At 53.0% G+C, this 18951-nt stretch carries 22 protein-coding genes; 11 read left to right on the forward strand and 11 right to left on the reverse strand.

Features of this window, described 5'->3' with window-relative positions:
• Positions 1 to 120 precede the first annotated feature (120 nt).
• Complete coding sequence (locus tag Q366_RS22410; RefSeq protein WP_425388328.1) at positions 121 to 504, forward strand: IS3 family transposase; 384 nt, start codon at positions 121 to 123, stop codon at positions 502 to 504.
• Here the strand turns inward: Q366_RS22410 and Q366_RS14990 are convergent.
• The 3 genes from Q366_RS14990 to Q366_RS14995 are packed head-to-tail and all read right to left on the reverse strand — an operon-like array spanning position 395 to position 3659.
• Entirely contained in the window at positions 395 to 1933 is a 1539-nt protein-coding gene (locus Q366_RS14990) for an ATP-binding cassette domain-containing protein (RefSeq protein WP_051958082.1), read from the reverse strand. The genes Q366_RS22410 and Q366_RS14990 overlap by 110 nt on opposite strands.
• The gene (locus Q366_RS21345; RefSeq protein ID WP_051958083.1) at positions 1933 to 2382 is read right to left on the reverse strand and encodes a hypothetical protein; all 450 of its coding nucleotides are present in this window, start codon (positions 2380 to 2382) and stop codon (positions 1933 to 1935) included. Before Q366_RS21345 ends, Q366_RS14990 begins: the two co-directional genes overlap by 1 nt.
• Positions 2379 to 3659, reverse strand: coding sequence for a TolC family protein (locus tag Q366_RS14995; RefSeq protein WP_035240473.1), 1281 nt, complete (start codon positions 3657 to 3659; stop codon positions 2379 to 2381). The genes Q366_RS21345 and Q366_RS14995 overlap by 4 nt, the downstream gene beginning before the upstream one ends.
• Before the next feature lie 351 nt (positions 3660 to 4010).
• Between Q366_RS14995 and Q366_RS15000 the strand changes: the two genes are divergently transcribed.
• From Q366_RS15000 to Q366_RS15030, 7 genes are read left to right on the forward strand one after another with little or no spacing between them, the layout of a single operon-like run.
• Complete coding sequence (locus Q366_RS15000; RefSeq protein WP_035240475.1) at positions 4011 to 4226, forward strand: AbrB/MazE/SpoVT family DNA-binding domain-containing protein; 216 nt, start codon at positions 4011 to 4013, stop codon at positions 4224 to 4226.
• Positions 4223 to 4648 carry a type II toxin-antitoxin system VapC family toxin gene (locus Q366_RS15005; RefSeq protein WP_035240478.1) on the forward strand — a complete coding sequence of 142 codons (426 nt, stop codon included), beginning with the start codon at positions 4223 to 4225 and terminating at the stop codon, positions 4646 to 4648. Before Q366_RS15000 ends, Q366_RS15005 begins: the two co-directional genes overlap by 4 nt.
• 46 nt (positions 4649 to 4694) lie before the next feature.
• Complete coding sequence (locus Q366_RS15010) at positions 4695 to 5456, forward strand: outer membrane lipoprotein-sorting protein (RefSeq protein ID WP_035240480.1); 762 nt, start codon at positions 4695 to 4697, stop codon at positions 5454 to 5456.
• 3 nt (positions 5457 to 5459) lie between these two features.
• Positions 5460 to 6716 (forward strand): ABC transporter permease, encoded by a 1257-nt coding sequence (locus Q366_RS15015; RefSeq protein WP_245619980.1) that lies wholly within the window; start codon positions 5460 to 5462, stop codon positions 6714 to 6716.
• A gap of 9 nt (positions 6717 to 6725) precedes the next feature.
• The gene (locus tag Q366_RS15020) at positions 6726 to 7952 is read left to right on the forward strand and encodes an ABC transporter permease (protein WP_035240485.1); all 1227 of its coding nucleotides are present in this window, start codon (positions 6726 to 6728) and stop codon (positions 7950 to 7952) included.
• Between the two features lie 20 nt (positions 7953 to 7972).
• Positions 7973 to 8656: an ABC transporter ATP-binding protein gene (locus Q366_RS15025; RefSeq protein ID WP_035240489.1), complete on the forward strand. Its 684-nt coding sequence runs from the start codon at positions 7973 to 7975 to the stop codon at positions 8654 to 8656.
• The gene (locus tag Q366_RS15030) at positions 8640 to 9983 is read left to right on the forward strand and encodes a hypothetical protein (protein WP_035240492.1); all 1344 of its coding nucleotides are present in this window, start codon (positions 8640 to 8642) and stop codon (positions 9981 to 9983) included. The genes Q366_RS15025 and Q366_RS15030 overlap by 17 nt, the downstream gene beginning before the upstream one ends.
• Positions 9984 to 10001: 18 nt before the next feature.
• Here Q366_RS15030 and Q366_RS15035 read toward each other — a convergent pair whose 3' ends face one another.
• The gene (locus tag Q366_RS15035; protein WP_035240495.1) at positions 10002 to 10451 is read right to left on the reverse strand and encodes a response regulator; all 450 of its coding nucleotides are present in this window, start codon (positions 10449 to 10451) and stop codon (positions 10002 to 10004) included.
• 221 nt (positions 10452 to 10672) lie between these two features.
• Here Q366_RS15035 and Q366_RS20435 point away from each other — a divergent pair, with 221 nt between their 5' ends.
• The 3 genes from Q366_RS20435 (at position 10673) to Q366_RS20965 (ending at position 12459) form a co-directional block, all read left to right on the forward strand.
• A complete protein-coding gene (locus tag Q366_RS20435) occupies positions 10673 to 11083 on the forward strand; it encodes a helix-turn-helix domain-containing protein (protein ID WP_051958084.1) in 411 nt (136 codons plus the stop codon).
• Positions 11084 to 11202: 119 nt separating this feature from the next.
• Positions 11203 to 12069, forward strand: a complete 867-nt coding sequence (locus Q366_RS15045) for a polysaccharide deacetylase family protein (protein ID WP_051958085.1) — start codon at positions 11203 to 11205, stop codon at positions 12067 to 12069.
• Between the two features lie 228 nt (positions 12070 to 12297).
• Entirely contained in the window at positions 12298 to 12459 is a 162-nt protein-coding gene (locus tag Q366_RS20965; RefSeq protein WP_281175500.1) for a helix-turn-helix domain-containing protein, read from the forward strand.
• A 17-nt stretch (positions 12460 to 12476) separates the two neighbouring features.
• On the opposite strand, the gene Q366_RS15055 is transcribed toward Q366_RS20965, so the two are convergent.
• From Q366_RS15055 to Q366_RS15080, 7 genes are all read right to left on the reverse strand, one after another.
• The gene (locus tag Q366_RS15055) at positions 12477 to 13154 is read right to left on the reverse strand and encodes a flavodoxin (protein ID WP_035240496.1); all 678 of its coding nucleotides are present in this window, start codon (positions 13152 to 13154) and stop codon (positions 12477 to 12479) included.
• Positions 13155 to 13195: 41 nt separating this feature from the next.
• Positions 13196 to 14320, reverse strand: a complete 1125-nt coding sequence (locus Q366_RS15060; protein WP_035240498.1) for a (R)-mandelonitrile lyase — start codon at positions 14318 to 14320, stop codon at positions 13196 to 13198.
• Between the two features lie 94 nt (positions 14321 to 14414).
• Positions 14415 to 15503 carry an alpha/beta hydrolase gene (locus tag Q366_RS15065; RefSeq protein WP_051958086.1) on the reverse strand — a complete coding sequence of 363 codons (1089 nt, stop codon included), beginning with the start codon at positions 15501 to 15503 and terminating at the stop codon, positions 14415 to 14417.
• A complete protein-coding gene (locus Q366_RS15070; protein WP_035240500.1) occupies positions 15487 to 16572 on the reverse strand; it encodes an alpha/beta hydrolase in 1086 nt (361 codons plus the stop codon). The genes Q366_RS15065 and Q366_RS15070 overlap by 17 nt, the downstream gene beginning before the upstream one ends.
• A gap of 15 nt (positions 16573 to 16587) precedes the next feature.
• Positions 16588 to 17829: a multidrug effflux MFS transporter gene (locus Q366_RS15075; RefSeq protein ID WP_084691847.1), complete on the reverse strand. Its 1242-nt coding sequence runs from the start codon at positions 17827 to 17829 to the stop codon at positions 16588 to 16590.
• Complete coding sequence (locus Q366_RS22190) at positions 17829 to 17957, reverse strand: hypothetical protein (RefSeq protein ID WP_281175498.1); 129 nt, start codon at positions 17955 to 17957, stop codon at positions 17829 to 17831. Before Q366_RS22190 ends, Q366_RS15075 begins: the two co-directional genes overlap by 1 nt.
• Positions 17958 to 17968: 11 nt before the next feature.
• Positions 17969 to 18850, reverse strand: a complete 882-nt coding sequence (locus tag Q366_RS15080; protein ID WP_211251904.1) for an oxidoreductase — start codon at positions 18848 to 18850, stop codon at positions 17969 to 17971.
• Between the last annotated feature and the right edge of the window lie 101 nt (positions 18851 to 18951).

The following is an 18951-nucleotide window of genomic DNA, read 5'->3' on the forward strand; positions in this document are numbered from 1 at the left end:
CTTCTGGTTGACAAAAAACATCCCGAGATCAGCATTACCAAGCAGTGTGAACTGCTGCAAATTTCAAAGGGAGTCCTGTATTACAAGCCGAAACCTGTAGATTCATATACTCTTACCCTGATGGATCTGTTGGATGAGCAGCACACCAGGACCCCTTTTTATGGGAGCAGGCGGCTGACCGCCTACCTTAATGCCCTCGGGCATCCGGTTAACCGGAAGCGAGTTCAGCGGTTGATGAAACTGATGCGGATAGAAGCCATCTATCCTAAGCCCAAAACGACCAAAAGAAATGAAAATCATAAGATCTATCCATATTTACTAAGGAATGTCGTCATTGATAAGCCGGACCATGTCTGGAGCACAGATATTACCTATATCAGAATCGGGAATGGCTTCATGTGGGCCGGACCCATTGTTTCAGGGCGTTCATCACCTGGTTTTCCGATTCCAGGTCCAGAAACGCACTGGGTTCGTCCAGAAGCCATACCCGGGGCCGGGCCATGAAAATCCGGGACAGGGCCACAAGCTGTTTCTGGCCCCCGGAAAGTCCGCTTCCCCCTTCAAAAATTTCCAAATCCATGCTCCTGGGGTTTTCAGCCGCCACCCGGTCAATCCCCAGCAGTTGCGCCACTTCCACGACCAGGGCGTCCGGCACCCCGCCGCTTAAAGCCATGTTGGTCTTCAGGGTGCCTTTGAACAGGTGGACGTCCTGGGGCAGATAACCCACCCGCTGGTTGATCACCTGGATGTCCAGCTCACTGATGTCGGTGCGGCCAAGCCGGACCTGGCCCTCGGAGGGTTTGAAAAGCCCGGCCAGACTTTTCAGGAACGTGGATTTGCCGCAGCCGTTGGGCCCCAGGATCAGAGCCCTGTCGCCTGCCTTGAAAGACAGGGTGGGGATGTCGATGCTGACAATGGGGGAGTTGGGATAGGAAAACCGTACCCCTTCCAGATCCACCAGGTCCGGCAGATAGTCCGGGAACAGGGTTTCCTGGTCCTGGCGGCGATCTGTTTCCATGGCCATGAGCCGGTTCACCATGTCCAGCCCCTCCCGCACATGCTCCCACTGCACCATGAACCGGACACTCTGGGCCACAGGCGCGATGATCCGCCCCCCGAGAATGGCGCAGGCGATCATGCCGCCGGTGGTAAGTTGCCCCAGCTCCACCTGGGTGACCCCGACCACCAGGGCCCCCACATACCCGATGGTGCCCAGGCTGCCGGTACTGACGACTGTTGTGGTGGTGATGCTTTTGTTTTTGAACCCATAGCCGGCCATGGTATGGGTGAGCTGTTGCCAATGGTCGGAAAATTTCCAGGTGCTGCCCGTGGCCTTGATGGTCTCGGCGCCCTGGATGCTTTCCAGCAAAAGCCCCTGCCGCTCCTGGCCTTTTTGCACCTCCCTGCGGGCCAGCCGCCGCAGCCGCCACTGGGCCAGCCCCCCCAGGACAAGGGCGATGGGCAGCAGAAATGAATAGACATAGGCAACCCTGCCGCCGATGATGTAAATCACCCCCAAAAAGAAAAAACAAAAGGGAAGATCTGTCATGAAAAACACAATGGAGGAGGAAAAAAAATTCCTGGCCTGCTCCAGCCCCTTCATATGGGCGGCCAGGGCTCCCAGGCTGTTGGGCCGGGTATCCAGGCGCAGATTCATGATATGGTCGAACAATTGCCGGGATATGGAGATGTCGGCCTGGTGGGCCAGGGAGTCGGTGATCCTGGCCCGGATGAATTTCAGGGACCAGTCCAGGCAGACAATGATGACCATGCCTGCCACCAGGGCCGTGAGGGTGGCATAGGCAAAGGTGGGCACCACCCGGTCATAGACCTGCATGGCAAACAGGGAGGAGGCCACGGCCAGGATATTGATGACAACAGTGGCGGCAGCCATCTCAAAAAACCAGCGTTTGTCCTTCCAGAGTTCCTGCATCAGAAGGCTTGTGGCCTGGCGGTTTTCCCGGGGCCGCGAAACCAGAGCACCGGGGACTGGGTCAGCGCATCCGGGTCCAGGTGGTAATCCGGCCCCCCCGGCGGGGTGAGTGAGACCTTGTCTTCCGTGGCAGGTTCCACATAGGCCCATTGCCCGTTGTGAAAAACCAGGGCCGGGAGCTGGCGGCGGTCCATCCGGTCCCACCGGAGCTGGCAGGCCCGCAGTTGCCGGTGTTCCAGGCCGTTTAAAATCCCGGTGAGGCGCTCCACCGGCCGAATACGCGCCCCCTTGGGCTGGAAAACATCGCAGGATTTTGCCAGTGCACCGGGGGAAACAGATATCCCGTTTTTTTCCATGAGCCGTCCCAGGACCAGGGGGGTGATGGGCACGGTCAGGACCAGAGGGGCCTGTTCCTGTTCCGCGGAAACTACGCCGGGTTGATCCGTCATTGGGCAAGCCCGATTTGGTTGTCCAGCCGCCCCATTTGAACGGCCAGTCTCAGGCAGGTCTGCTCATACCGGGCATTGACCTGGGCCAGGGAGAGCCGGGCATTGGCATGCTCCCGCTGGACATTGAGCAGGTCCAGCCAGCTTTTGCGGCCAGCCTCGTACTGCCGGGTATAGGAACCCAGGGTCTGGCCCGTGGATTGGACCAGGGATCCGTATAATCGCGTCAGTTGCCGGACCATATCCCGGTTCGTGAGCAGATCCTGGGTAGCGCGGCTGACCTCATTTTTTTCCGCATCAGACTGCATTTGCGCGGCCCGGCCCCGGGCATCAGCAGCCCTCACCTGTTCCAGGGTGCGAAACCCGCCCCCGTCCAGTGCGCTCTGCACCACCAGGGCAAGGGTAGTGTCCCGCTGCTGGCTGGTGGTGCCTTCCTTATCGTAAAGATCCTGGTCCAGGCGGCCGTAAACCTGGGGGTACCATTCAGCCCGGCTGATGAGGCGGTTAATCCGGGCGCTGTCGATCTCCATAACCGCCATCCTGATCCGGGGGGATCCATCGCTCACCTCTGCCTCCACCTGGGCGTGGCCGGGCAGGTCCAGCAATTCCCGGGGCACCGGTTCAAACCGGTCCGTTTTAAACTGAGCCATGGGGGTGCGGGTCAATGCGTACAGGTCATTGAGGGCCGTCTGGTACTGGCCTTTCAGGTCTTCCTGTGTCAGCATGGCCTGGGAATACCGGGACCGGGCAAGCTGCACATCGGCCTCGGCCGCAAGTTGCCCTTGTGTACGGCGGGAAATCAAATCCAGGAACCGCTCATGTTCGTCAATGTTCAACCGGGCCGCCTTAAGCTGTTCCGTCAAACCGGTCACGGTGGTGTAAACGATAACGGTTTGTTCCATCAACTCCCGCCGGACCTTGAGCAATTGCATTTCAGACAGGTCCAGCTGGCGTTTTGCCTTTTCAACGGCATTTGTAATTCGTCCCCCCAGCCACAAGGGCTGCTGCACCCGCACATAGGCATAGGAATCATCTCTCTCCTCGCCGATCGCTGTAAGGGAAACGCCGGGCAGCCACTGTCTTTTTTCCGACCTGAGCGCTGCTTCATATGCACGGACACTTTCCTTTGCTGCCAGAATCTGTGGATTCTTTTCCAGGGTGTATTGCATGGCCGCGAACAGGGAAATTCCAGGCGGTTCCCCGCCGGCTGCAAGGGAAAAAACAGGGAAAAAAGCGGCAAAAGTCAAACAGAATGAAATAAAAACGATTAAACGAATCACTGTACCCACCTTCCATGGATTTCATGGTCCCATATACCGCTGGCGACAGACCGCTGATTAATTCGGAACCGATGATATGGCTGTAATCCCGGAAACCCTACTATCGTATTGAATTTTGATCAAGCGAAATCTTCATTTTGTCCGGTTTCCTGGTAAAATTATCCTTGACGAATACCGGCCAGACGGTCAATAAAACTGAAAAGGCCGCTAAAAATTCCTTATATTAATTGGCAGAGAAAAGCCGGTTTATATGGTCCTTTTTTCGTTCGAACGAAAAAGATAGTCTTTACGGATTGACAAATTGTAACGATTACAACATCTTTACTATATCTATAAAGTAAAGGAGGAATTATGCCAAAGGTCAGTGCAAAAAGACAAATCACTTTGCCTGTAAGTCAGTGTGAAGCTCTGGAAATCGAACCAGGGGATGACGTGGAAAGCTTTATAGCTTATGGTCAGTTGATCATTGTAAAAAAAAAGCGGGGCGCTGCAAGAAGCGTCTTAAAGCACGTCCTAGGGAATCCTTCTATGACTGATGAGGAGTCTATGGAAAATTCTCTGCAATGATCGCAATCGACACCAACGTTTTGTTACGGTACCTGCTTGAAGATGATGCCGAACAGTTTAGACAAGCGGTCAAGTTGATGTCAGGTCAGCAAAAGGTTTTAGTTACAGATGTCGTGCTGGTTGAAACGATCTGGACACTGCGCGGTAAAAAGTACCAGTTAAAAAAGCCTGAACTGGTGACAGTTATTCAATCGTTGTTCCAGGAACCGAATATAAGGTTTGAAGATGGTCAGGCCGTGTGGCTGGCGCTTACCGATTATCAAAATGCAAAACCGGTGAAGGGTAAAGAAGCTGATTTTACAGATGCTCTGATCGTCAACAAATCTAAGCAGGCCGCCAACAAAGAAAATAAACCTTTTTATGGGGCTTTCACGTTTGATCTTGCAGCACAAACTTTACCTGGGGCCAAGACGCCAAAATAACTCAAACCAAAATTCAAACAAGCGAAACTTGAGACCAAAAAAGATAATGAAAAAACTGATTTTAATTCCGGGATTGATCCTGGTGCTGTTTTCAACCACGGCATTTTCGGCGCAACCCGATGCAAAGGCCATTATTGCCCAAGCATGGGATTACATGCGGGGAAGAACCTCGGTTTCCGAAGTCCGGATGACGGTGCACCGCGCCGACTGGGAAAGGACATCGGTCATCAAGGCCTGGACAAGGGGACTGGAAGACTCCATTTTCCAGATTATTTCCCCTAAAAAAGACAAGGGAAACGGCACCCTGAAAATCGGCCGGGACATGTGGACTTACAACCCGAAAATCAACCGGGTGGTTAAAATCCCGCCGTCCATGATGTCACAATCCTGGATGGGGTCCGACTTTTCCAACAATGACCTGTCCAAGGCCGATACCATTCTCAACGATTATACCCATGAGATTGTCGGCACGACACGTAGCGACGGGTTCACGGTCTATGAAATCAGATCCCTTCCAAAGCCCGAAGCCCCGGTGGTATGGGGCATGCAAACCCTTAAAATCCGGGAGGACGGGATACTCCTGGAACAAGCCTTTTACGACGAGGATATGAAAGCGGTGAAAATCATGGACACATCCGGAATAGTGGAGATGGACGGGAGGCCTTTCCCGGAAAAATGGACCATGCGGTCCATGGATGCGGATTCCAAAGAAGATTATACCCTGCTGGAATACCGGAACCTGAAATTTGACGTGCCGCTGGCGGATCATCTTTTCACCCTGAACGCATTGAAAAAAACCCAGAGGTAACCCATGGAAATTCTCATGGCCTGGCGAAATGTCTGGCGAAATCCCAGACGCACCATCCTGACCATCCTTGCCATTGCCTTTGCCTGCCTGGTGCTGATTTTCATGCTTTCCGTCCAGGTCGGCACCTATGAAGTCATGATCAATGCGTCGGTGAAAACCAGGACCGGGCATATCCAGGTGATTAAAAAAGGGTACAACAAGGACCACAAAATCAGGCAGGTGGTCAGCGACCCGGAATCCATTGCAAAAATCCTGGACCAAACACCCCATGTCACCGCCCATACCTTCCGGGCCAATGCATTTGCCCTGCTCTCCTCGGATCTTCGTACCTGTGCAGGTCTGATCACCGGGGTTGATCCTGAAAGGGAATCAAAGATTTCAAACATAGTCCACACCATGCGCAAAGGCAGGTTTCTTAAGCCTTCGGACACCAACACGGCTGTTCTCGGGGCATTGCTTGCAAAAAACCTCAAGGTTAATGTGGGGGATGAGGTGGTGGCCCTGGGATCGGCAATGGACGGCTCTGTTGCCGCAACTGTTCTCAAGGTGGCCGGCATATTCTCTTCGGGCATGGACGATTATGACCGGTCTGCCATCCAGATCCCCCTGCCCCATTTCCAGGAAGTTTTTTACATGGAAAACGCCGTGCATGAAGTCGTGGTGACCTGTGACTCCCTGTGGCATGTGAGCCGGGTCAAAGAGAGCCTGGCAGCAGCACTGCACCCGAAGCCGCCGGCTGAACCAACCGGGCAGGATGCGGACCAAGGCCTTGTCTGCCTGTCCTGGGACGAACTGACCCCCGGGCTGATCCAGTCCATCCAGATGGATCTGGGGGGCGGACTCATCTTTTACGCCATCCTCCTGGTCATGGTGGCCTTCAGCATCATGAACACCTTTGTCATGGCCGTGTTTGAGCGAACCCGGGAGCTGGGCACCCTCCTGGCCATCGGGGCCGGGCCCGGGCGGCTTTCAAAGATGCTGGTCCTTGAATCGGCATTCCTGACCCTTTGGGGCATTACCCTGGGCATCCTGGCAGGCTGCGTCCTCACCTTCTGGTTCCAGCACACAGGCATCCCCCTGGGCGGTGCCGAAGGCATGCTCAAACAATACGGCATCCCCGGACTCATCCGGCCCAGGCTGACCCTGGCCACAGCCCTTTCAGGCCCTGCCCTGGTCTTTATCATCACCACACTTACGGCCCTGTATCCGGCCCTGAAAGTCAGGAGGCTCACCCCTGTGGATGCCATGCGGGCGGTGTAAGGAGGAATCATGAATTTTCACATGGCCTGGCGAAATGTCTGGCGAAACCCCAAAAGAACCGGCATCATCCTGGTGGCCATCATCATCGGGGCATGGACCATGCTGGCCTATTGCGCCCTTGCCAGGGGAGTGATGGCCTCGTCCCTGGAGAGCGCCTTAAATACCCTGACCGGGCATATCCAGATCCAGAATCCGGGATTCCGGGAAGATCCGGCCGTGGAAAACCGGATCCGCAATCCTGCGCCAGTGGCAGCCCTGCTTGACCATGCCCTGCCCAAAGGGTCGTGCTGGGCCTTCCGGGTCCAGGCAGGCGGTGTGGCTTCCAATGCCAGGAATTCCCAGGGCATCACCATTGTGGGTATTGATCCTGAAAAAGAACCCGAACTCTCCTTTTACGGGAATGCAACGGCCCAGGGCCGCCTTCTTGAACCCGGCGACGACCGGGGAATTATCCTGGGACAGGCCCTGCTGGACAGCTTTGAAACAAAAATCGGCCGCAAACTGGTGCTCATGACCCAGGATGCTGACCGGGAAACCGCTTCCAGGGCCTTTAAAATCCGGGGCACCTTCCGGGCGGAAATGGAAGGTACAGAAAAACAATACGTGTTCATCACCCTTGCCGCGGCCCAAAAACTTCTGGGAATCGGCGATAACGTCTCTTTGGCCTGCATCCGCCTGCCGGGGAGGACCGGGCAGGACAAAGCTGAACTCAACCCGGTTGTTGAGGCCCTCACCCGGGAGCTGCCCCGGGACCTCACCGCCCTGACATGGATTGACCTGCTTCCGCTGCTCAAGGGATATCTTGGCATGTTTGACCGCTTTATGCTGCTCTGGTACCTGGTGGTTTTTATTGCCATGGCCTTTGGCCTGGTCAATACCATGCTCATGGCTGTCCTGGAAAGAACCCGGGAGTTCGGCCTGCTCAAGGCCCTGGGCCTGACACCTGTCCGGATTGTCAAAAATGTCCTGCTGGAGTGCCTGGTCCTCCTGGTCATCGGCCTGGGCGCCGGCAACCTGCTCGGCGTTTTGACCATTTATCTTTTTTCCGGCGGCATTGATATGTCCTTCATGGCCCAGGGCTCGGAATTCTGGGGCCTGGGACGGCTGGTGGTCCCCTTTGTTACGGCAAAGGATCTTTTATCTGTCAACGCTGTCATCATGGGGCTGGGATTACTGGTCTGCCTGTATCCCGCAGTCAAGGCTGCGGGGATTACCCCGGTGGAAGCCATGAACTGAACAATATAGGAAATTACGCTATGAATATGGTTGACGTAAAAGAGGTAAGCAAAACCTATAAACAGGGCAAGGTGGCGGTCCATGCCCTGGCAGGCGTGTCCCTTTCCATTGCAAAGGGGGAATTCTGCGCCCTGGCCGGACCTTCGGGGTCAGGCAAGACCACCCTGCTCAACCTGATCGGAGGGCTTGACACGCCCACCCAGGGGAAAATCTTCCTGGACAATGATGAGATCACCGGGCTTTCCCAATCCAGGCTTGCCAGCATCCGCCTGAACAAAATCGGATTCATATTCCAGTCCTACAACATCATCCCGGTATTGTCTGCCCGGGAAAATGTCGAATATGTCATGCTCATGCAGGGGGTGCCGGCCCGGGAAAGGAGCGAACGCGCCAGGGCTGTTCTGGATGATGTGGGACTTGCGGGCATGCATGACCGGAGGCCGGCTGAACTTTCAGGCGGACAGCAGCAGCGTGTGGCCGTGGCCAGGGCCATTGTCTCCAACCCCGCCATTGTCCTGGCAGACGAACCCACGGCCAACCTGGACTCCCAGACCGGCCAGGGCCTGCTTGAAATGATGGCAAGGATGAATGAGGAACGGAACGTGACCTTTATCTTCTCCACCCATGACCGGATGGTCATGGACTTTGCCCACAGGATTATCCGGCTCAAGGACGGGCTGGTGGCCCATGAGCAGATCAAGTAAAAAAAAAGCAGGACACCCGGGTAAAACACCTGTTTGGACAATGGCAATTGCCCTTGTTCTGTGCGGGTTCTGCCTTGCCTTCGTACCCTGCGGTTTCGGAAAAGAGGCCCTTATTTCCGGGGCGGAATGGGACGGCCACCTGAAACTATACACCCGGGCACTTTTCCCCGGATCAGACAGCCCGTACCAGGCCGTGGGCCTTTCTTCAAATTTTGACGGGTACGCAGAGCTGCGCCTGAACAACAAAACCTTTTTCGGCGATGCCCTGTTTCTTGAGGTGAACTACGAAGCCCTGGCCGGGGGCGGCGACACCCGCAGGGACGGGGAAAGGCTTAAAGAGATGTATCCCGGCCTGTTTCCCCATGGACTTTCCAACCCGGTCCGGGATGACCGCAGGTTTTTTGATCTTACCGCCATCCTGCACGACAGTCGTGACACGTTCAGCTATCACCGTCTGGACCGGGCGTTTTTCTCCTTTTCCCCGTCCTGGGGGGAAATCCGCCTGGGGCGCCAGGCCGTGACCTGGGGGCATGGATTCACCTTTAACCCCATGGACCTTTTCAACCCCTTTTCCCCCACCGACCTTGAGCGGGAGTACAAAACCGGGGACGACCTGATCCTTGTCCAGTTCCCTGTGAACGGGGTGGATGTGGAACTGATCTACGTGGTCCGCAGGAATCCTGATACCGGAGATACCGGGACAGATGAAAATTCCCTGGGCGCAAAACTCCATTTCCGCCTGGGCGACATGGGAACCGATCTCATGGCTGCCCGCCATTACCGGGATTTCATCACCGGGATCGGGTGCGTGGGGGACCTGGGAAATGCGGCCTGGCGGCTGGATCTTACCGGAACCTTTCTTGATAAAGAAAGCCATGGCCGGTCCTTTTACCTTTCCGCCCTAGCCAACATAGACTATTCCTGGATCTGGCTTGGCAAAAACTGGTACGGATATGTGGAACTTTATTACAACGGCCTTTCCCGGAACAATTATACGGATCAATTTGATGATCCGGCTGTTTCAGAGCGCCTGGACAGGGGAGAACTCTTTGTCCTGGGCCGATGGTATGCCAGTGCCAGCCTCAACCTGGAAATCCACCCCCTGGTCAATGCATACATCACCCCCGTCGTCAACCTCAACGACGGATCCGGCATGCTTTTGCCCAGGATCGTATATGAGGTCTCGGACAATATCCGCGCCACCCTCACCGCCACCCTGAACTGGGGAGATGCCAACACCGAATACGGCGGATATGCCATCCCTGGTACAGGCTTTTACGCCACACCTGCCAACACCATTTCGGCCTGGATTACCTGGTATTTTTAGTCCGGGTGCCCGGAAAAATCAAATGCCGCAGATTCTGGCGGGACCATGGCAGCCTTCGGGCGAGGTTGTCATCCCGGGGGCCGGTTTCCCCTTGTGATTCTGTCCGGATTCCTCCACAAGGTTGCGGACCAGGCGGGAGACGTCTCCGATGCTGTAGGGCTTGGGCAACTGTGCGTCAATGCCCCAATTTGCCAGGGTATCGGCAGGGAGATTCCCAGATCCGGTACACAAAACAACAGGAATATCCGGCCGGATCTCACGGATCCGCCGGGTCAGTTCATCCCCTGTCATCTTTGGCATCATATAATCCGTGATCACCAGGTCAAAGGCATGGGGCCGGGACCTGAAAACAGAAAGGGCCTCAATGCCGCTGTACAAGGCCCTGGCCTGGTAGCCCAGTTTTTTGAGGAACAGTACCCCCATATCATTGACAATAGGTTCATCATCAATCCAAAGAATGGATCTCATCTTTCACACCTCCCGGGGCAGATGATTTTTTTAAATACAGAATCCGCGAAAAAGAGGCGCAAGAGAACGGAATACGGATCTGCGGTTCATATGTCGGGCCATAATACAACCGTAAGGAGATATATGTCAATAGAAAAATACAACTCCCAGGTATTGGATTTTGGCTTCCCGCTAGGATATTTATCAGGCTTAACTCTGTTGGGAGCAGTGATACTAGGGACATGTCAACAATCAACAAACTGATCGGCTTAAACATCAAGTCGATGAGAATAAAATACGGACTTTCTCAAATCGAGCTGGCGGAAAAGATTAATCTTTCCTTTCAGCAGGTCCAGAAGTATGAGAAAGGCGCTACCGCCATTTCGGTGAGCCGGCTCCAGCAGATTGCCGAGGCATTCGGGGTTCCGGCCCAGACGTTCTATGCGCCACCGCCCCAACCCGATGAGGTGGACGAACCCAGGCCGGTTTTTTATGAGACAAGTCGCTCCGAGCCGCTCCCTTCCCCTGTGTTTACCCCGGAAGAGCGCGACCTTTTGAAAATATTCCGCAAGCTCCGGAACCGGAAAGTGAAACTTGGCGTCATCCAGCAGTTGAAGGGACTGGTGGAACTGGAACGGGAAAGCGGCAACTGACCTGGGACCGTGCCGGACATTTGCAAAGAAAGAAAATATCCTGCTTCTATTCCGGCTCTGTGGTATGATCCTGCCTGCCAGGGTCAGTTCCCTGGTAAAAAAGTATCCGGGGCGTCCGAATGAAAATACCTGAAAAACCCGCGTTGAGCACAGGGGAGAAAACCGGGATTGCCGCGTTTATCCTGGCAGGTCTTTTTTTTGTCCTGTGGGGGCCGGGCTGGGGCATTGTTTTTCCGGCAGGATTTGTCCTGGTCTGTCTGGCCGCTCCTTTTGTTACGGGTTACGGTTTTTTCCTGCCTGTTATCTGCCGGGGGCCGCGCAACGCCGGTTATGTGTCTCTCACCTTTGACGACGGCCCTGACAGCGTGACAACCCCGTTAATTCTGAACCTCCTTGACTCTTACCAGGTACCGGCCACATTTTTTGTCACGGGAAAAAATGCTGCCGCCCATCCGGATCTCATTGCCCGGATTCTGGACCAGGGCCACACCATCGGCAACCATACCTATTCCCATGATCCCTTGATCATGCTCAAATCAGGTCAGCGCCTCAAAGGGGAAATCATTAAAACCCAGGCGGTTCTGGCGGCCCATGGCATCCGGCCCCTGGTTTTCAGGCCGCCGGCAGGCATCACCAATCCGAAACTGGGACCTGTCCTGGCAGAACTTGGACTCAGAGCTGTGAATTTTTCCTGCCGGGCCATGGACAAAGGCAACCGCAGGATATCCGGCATGGCTTCAAAAATTCTGGACCGGGTGAAATCCGGTGATATCATTCTGCTCCACGATTCAAAGCCCTGGGTCAAAAAAACGGAAGATCCGGATAACACACCTCTCTTTTCGTTTTTAACCGAACTTGAGCGTGTATTAAATGGACTTGAAACCCGGAAGATCCCGGTGGTGCCGTTATCGGAACTGATCGGACAGGCGGTCATGGAACAGGTGGCCCCCTGCGCTGCCCCTGCCGGAACGGATTTAAACGATTAAATCTGGGGCTTAAGGTTGTCCGGGGTTCGCCAGCACAGGGGGTCCGAAGCCAGGTATAAAAACCAGGAGATCGTTATCCTTGGTGCGCAAAAAATTGATTGAAATGCGGCTTATAGTTCCGGTCACATGACTTAAAACCAATTTTCAACCTTAACTAACTGTTTTTTTAATGATTTAACGTGGTGATTTAATGTCAAGTCATTTGACCGGAACTATAGTAGTAAGGGACTGACTCAGGCTGAGATCAATAGAATAATGGGAACCAGTAAAAGCAATATTTCTCGTTTGGAATGTGGGGAGAATGTATCCTACCCCACCTTTATGACTATTTCAAAGTATGCACATGCACTCGGATATCGGGTGAGTGTGGAGTTTGAACCGATACCATAAAAAATTCCTTTCTTGGATCACAGATCAAGCCCATTCACCCAGTCCATAATCTGCTGCTCCGCGTTTTGGATACGGTCACGAGAGATAGTGAGACCGTCCATCATCCTTGCCTCCGGCTCCAGATGCTGGATCGTCTTGGGCGTTCTGGCGAATCTGCTGCCGCCGTGGGTGCTGAAAGGCACAATAGTTTTGCCGGAGAAGTCGTATTCCTCAAAGAAAGTATACAGAATCATGGGCATATCGCTCCACCAGATGGGGTAGCCGATGAAAACCATGTCATACTGCGCCAAGTTTTTAATTTGCGCCTCAATGGCTGGGCGGGCGTTTACACCCTTTTCGTCCTCTGCCAGATCGACCAGTGCCGCATGATTGGTGGGATAGGGAGTCGCCGGCTCAATGCGGAAAATATCCGCCCCGGTGGCTTCCTGAATTACATAGGCCATGTACTGGGTGTTACCCAATACATGGCCGTCGATGACCACAACGCTGTTGTCCTCATCGGTGGTCATTTCATTTGGATCGGTGGTCTCCGGCATTGAGAAGTAGACAATCAAAAATTTCTTTTCAGAAACAGTTGTGGGGCTTTCCGAATTGCTTTTCATTTCAGCCTTATTTTCCTTTGCCTCTTTGCTGTAGCCAATGGTTATAGACGCCAACGCAGCGAGGATCATGGCTGTAGACAGGATTGCTTTCATGGTTTTTCTCCTTGTTTTTTGAAGGAACATGTGTTGGCGTATTACTCATCACTAACCTTTTCCATCCATTCCACAGTAGAATCATTCATGGAATCTGAAATTGCCACATGCGACATAGGGCTATCCGGCGTAGCACCGTGCCAATGGCGCACATTTGCTGGAATCCAGACAACATCTCCCGGCAAGATTTGTTGAACGGCTTCTCCTTCTGACTGTACCACCCCCCGTCCTGAAGTGACGATTAGCGTCTGTCCCAAAGGATGGGTATGCCAAGCCGTACGTGTTCCTGCATCAAAATTCACAATGCCACCACGATAGCTATTCTCTTTTTCTGAAGAGAACCGTGATTCGACAGTGACATTACCAGTGAAATAATCGGCCGAACCCTTTGTTGATTTCCCTTTTTTGATAACCTTAACAGCTTTTTCTATGTTTTCGACAGGACCGATGCCTAGCAAGTCGTTAAAGCTTTTAGTGGCTCTTTCGGCACTTTCTTCACTGACTTCCTCTCGAAGAACCGCCAGATAATCTTCAATCTGTGTTTTGGTCAGTCCCACATTCATTGAGACCCTAAGATGTGAATTGAGCTGTGGTTCCGTTCCGGGCATCGCGGCCAGAATACTGATCGTCACCAGTTCTCGTTCCTGATGATTAAGAACATCCCGATAAAAAATATCCGCAAATAGATGGTCGACCAAAAACTGGTCTATGATCGGAACAAAAACCGGATAGCCACCGGTACGTTTTGATATATCCCTGCCCACCAGCGCATTCCGTACTTTATGTCCATATGTATTTTTATCAAAATCGGAAGACATGGCGGTTGCCTCCTTGCCAATTTCATCTTTTATCCCTTGTTCTTTGCGCCTATCCATGACGGTGATGAACATGCTGATGCCATTCAGGGCTCGTGGAAAACCGGCATAGGCATAGGAATGAACCAGAATTTCCTTGATTTCATTTACCGTCAGTCCTGCATCCAGCCCCTCAACCAAGGCTGCTTCCAGCTTCGGCATGTTCCCATTTGCGGTGAAGGCTGCGATGGGAATAATTTTTCTTTGCCCGGTACTCAGTGTTTCGCAGGTCTCTGCTATCGGTGAGGAAATACCAATCATGCAGACGAATGCTACAACCAAGATTGGAATGGTTACTTTAAACGTTTTCATGGTAATTTCCTTTATTGTTTTAGTAAGTTAGGATTCAGTTCATATATTTTTTCAAAAACCTTATTCACCCGGTTCGGACACTCCGGAACAAGCATTAATCCAGCCCTTTCTTTGCGAGCCATTCGGACATAAGATCCGCAATTTCGAGATTATTCAGATCCGAAAAGGGAAAGTGCGTATTACCGTGTATCCCTCGTTCTGGCAGATGCACGACCGTGGTATCACCACCATGACGATTCACGGCAGCAGCCCACAATTTAGCCATCGCCAGGCGGACGCGCCAATTGTCCTGGCCGGGATTTTCAGAAGGTTGTTCCGGGATATTATCACCGTAATAGATGACAACCGGAATCTTGGTCAGTTTCATAAAATCTGCCAGAGGTACACCGGACGCTTTAAGTGTTCCCGCTGAACTCGGCATCTCTTCAGGAACCTCTCCTTCAGGAAAGATGAAACCGCTTCCCGGCTCATAGGAAATGACAGCGCGGATATCTGGGCTTTTAATAACCGACTGCCACCCCATACCGCCACTGTGGGAATGGGTGACGAGGATGCCAGGTCCGATTTTTGCGAAAAGTGCCGCAACAGCATCAGCATTGACGTCGATATCAATCGGCCCCGTGTCCGAAGTCATTTGCCGAAAATATTGCTCCAGGGCTTCCGGGTTTTGTGAAAATTGCACACCAGGGAAGAACTCCGGCCAGATCCCAAGGCGGAAGATATCAAACCATTTCTGCTCATCTGGGGTTGGTGTCAGTATAACTGGCTGAGTACTACGCCCGGCCCGGGCCCGGCGAGGTTGGTCAACCAGATAAACCCCGTAACCGCGCCGCAGGAAAATATTCTGGAATCCTTCACGCCCGTCCGGAGTGGTTTCCCAGGTTTTTGCTGATTGACCATATCCATGCCACATAACAAATGGAAACTTACGAGCGTTTGCCGGAATCTGGTAAAAGGCATAGAGATGATCGCCGTGTAACGTTTGCCCCTCCGGAGACATATTAACGGGATCGAACGTGCCCGGGTTGATCATAACCGTTCCGCCGGCAGCGAAACTGCCTTGCTGCTGGATGACCATCGGCTCAAGTTTGTCAGTATGCTGTGCAACTGAGCAGGCGGAGAGGCTCACGCTGACAAAAGTCAGCATGAGCGCGGCAATTAACTTTTCAAACCTTGTCTTCATCGATTGCCCCGTACTTGAGTTCCTTGCCGAAGAACTCGGTCAATTTGCCCATGGCTTGCTCTACATATTGCGGCTTCCAATAGGTTTCGATGTGGGTTGCACCGTTAATCAAGTACAGTTCTTTGTCTTTCGCATTGACCGCTTTTTTGAAAGCGTCTTGAGTCATGTACAGGCTGTCGGCCTTGATTCCAGCGATCATCAGCAACGGCTGGTTAATCAGATCAATATGGTCGGTAGCATCGAAGCTCATCAAGTCCAGTAAGCTGCTCGTGGTATATTTGAAGGTCGAGTTGGGGTGCGCATGTGTCTTCCAGTAGTACTCATAACCCTGTCGATACAGATCAAACGGCAGTTTGGCAATCTGCTCATCCGTCATATCGGCATCCCCTGAATAGAGGACCTCGCCTCCGGCCGCTTCCTGCGCACGGGCGTCAGAAGCTTGCTGCAAACGTTTCCGGATGGTGGAAATCTGCGAGTCCATATAGCCGTTGCGTCTCACCCGTCCGGAATTAAACATGCTCAAAGTGGCAACTGCTTTAAAGCGCTTGTCAGTTTGGGCCGCTTTTAATGAATAACCGCCGCCGCCACAGATACCAAGCAATGCTAAATGGTTAGCATCTACGCCGGTATACTGAGTGATGAAATCAGCCATGCCATGGACATCTTCAATCCGGTTTGCCGGTTTATCAACATTGCGGGGCTCACCACCGCTGGCCCCCTGATATGCCGCGTCTGCAGCAATGGTGATGTATCCTTGCTCTGCCAGGCGTTGAGCATACAGCCCGGCAACCTGCTCTTTCACGCCGCCATTGGGGTGGGCGACCACCACAGCCGGATATTTATGAATAGGGTCATAGTTCGCCGGGATGTAAACGTTGGCAGAAATATCGATGCCATTAAGTTTGTAAGTAACCGGATAAATATTTACTTTGCCTTGCACGTTTTCGGTGATCGCATTGTCATAGGTCAGTGTAAACGGATTGAGTTTATAGTCTGCTGCCCTTGCTGCTCCTGATGAAATGCTGATAATTGCCGCCAACAGCAGCGTTACTATTTTTAAACTGGACATTGTTTTCTCCTTATTTTATTTACCATCCCTTGGGGGAATCAACAGCAACATCGACAACAGGCAGCCGAGTCCGCTCAAGGCGATCACCAGTCCCAACGGCCACGGTGTGCCGTCGGCCCATAGACCCACCAACCCGGACCCGAAGATTCCACTGCCGTACTGAACGGCTCCTGTTAAGGCGGAGACAGCTCCGGCCCGTTGCGGGAAGTCAGCCAGGGCTCCGGTAATTGAGTTGGCAACAATAAGGCCGGTAGTTGACGCAAACAAAAACAGCGGCGCAACCAGCCCCCACAGCCCACCAAATCCGCTGTGGGCGGCGCAACCTGCCCAGATACCGGTACACATGGCGGTAATGGTCCCGAACAACAGAATCCGGTCATAACCAAAACTGCCGACCAGCCGCCGGTTCAGGAGGTTAGCTATCATGATGCCGCCGATGCCGAGACCAAACAGGAGGCCATAGAAGCGAGCAGGGAAATGGTAGTAACTGATATAGACGAAAGGAGTCCCGGCCACGTAAGCAAACATGCCGGCATATAGAAAGCCGCCTGCACCGAGATATCCCAGCAACCTGCGATTCTTGAGTACCTCGACATAGCGCAACATCGCTCGACCAAGTGGTTCCGAATTGCGGTTTTGAACGGGCAGGGTTTCGGGAATGGTGTAAAGAGCGCCAAGAGTTAACAGCCCGACTGCGACCAGAACCCAAAAGATGGCTCGCCAGCTGGCCATGGCAACAATCTGACCACCGACCAGCGGCCCGACTAAGGGCATAATTGCCATCACTGTGATCAGGGTTGACAGCATTTGAGCAGCCCTGGTGCCCTTATAAAGGTCACGCACCATGGCGCGCGAAAGAGCGACACTGGCACAAGCGCCAAGGGCCTGCACGATCCGCCAGCCGATCATCGTCATCACGTCATTTGACAATGCGCAACCGGCCGAGCCGATTATAAACAGAATCAGACCGCTCCCGACTGCCAATCGACGACCGTAACGGTCGCTAATCGGCCCCCAGAACAGCTGCCCCGAACTGAAACCGATCAGATAGCCTGAGATCGTCCATTCGATCATGCCGGTATTTGCGTGCAGGGAATGCCCTATGGCAGGCATGGCGGGCAGATAAAGATCCGTGGAAATGGAAGCAAACCCCATCAACAGGCTGAGGACCGCGAGTACATACCACCCTGGCTGCTGCACAGCCAAAGCTGAAACATCAGCATTCCCATGAATCGTCAATTGATCTAAGCACGCCATTACAACTCCTGAGCCGTCGGCCGAAACAGGATCTCGTTGATATCCACCTCGTCCGGCTGGCTCATAGCAAAGACCACCGCCCGCGCAAAGGAATCGGTGATAACCACGACTTTATTTAAATTAGGCATATTCATCTCCTTTATTTATAATCTGTACTGACACTGATCTCTTTCCAGTTTTCTAATTCTGTATGCTGACCATCCAACTCGGCACGAATGGCGTTGATTGCATCGGTTCCAAGTAGCAGCCGGAACGGGATTTTGGAACCCTTGGCAACTTTTATAATGGTCTGAGCGGCTTTTTGAGGATCTCCGGGCTGTGTTCCGTCTGTCCTGTCGTTCTTTTTCCGCCGCGGCCCGGCAGTTTCGTCGTAATCTGAGATTTCTTTTTTTGATCCTGTTAATGACCGTCCGGCAAAATCGGTCCTGAAAGCTCCCGGTTCAATCAGCACTACTCTAATGCCTAACGGTGCAACCTCTCTGCGAAGGGCGTCGGACATTCCTTCAATAGCAAATTTTGAAGCCGCATAATATCCGGAGCCGGGCATGGCAAAACGACCGGCGATTGATGATACGTTCATAATTGTGCCGAATTTCCGTTTTCTCATCCCGGGCAATACCGCCTGAATCATATGGACCGTGCCAAAGAAGTTCGTATTGAACAATGTACGGATTTCATCCGCTTCGGCTTCCTCGACCGCCGCACGGTAGCCATAGCCCGCGTTGTTGATGAGCACATCGATACTTCCGAATTTAGCTTCGGCCTGACTGACTGCATTTGCAATCTGTTCTTTGTCGGTAACGTTCAGAGAAAGACCCAATGCCGTATCCGGATAATTTTCGACGATACCATGAATATCATCAGCATTCCTGGAGGTCACGACGACATTGTCTCCATTTTTCAAGATTTCCAGGGCAAACGCACGCCCAAGCCCGCTTGAACAGCCGGTAATCAGCCATGTCGTCATATCACTCACGCTTCCTTTACTATTCTTCTTGCTTAGCTCTTGTGCGTTTTTCATAAATTAATCCTCCGTTATTCAAAACGGCATTTCGTTGTGACGTATATAAGGTTTTCTGAAATCGGACCTTTCTCCGAGAACCTTGTTTGATTTGTTCCCAG

This window comes from Desulfobacter vibrioformis DSM 8776 (assembly GCF_000745975.1).
GTDB lineage: Bacteria > Desulfobacterota > Desulfobacteria > Desulfobacterales > Desulfobacteraceae > Desulfobacter > Desulfobacter vibrioformis.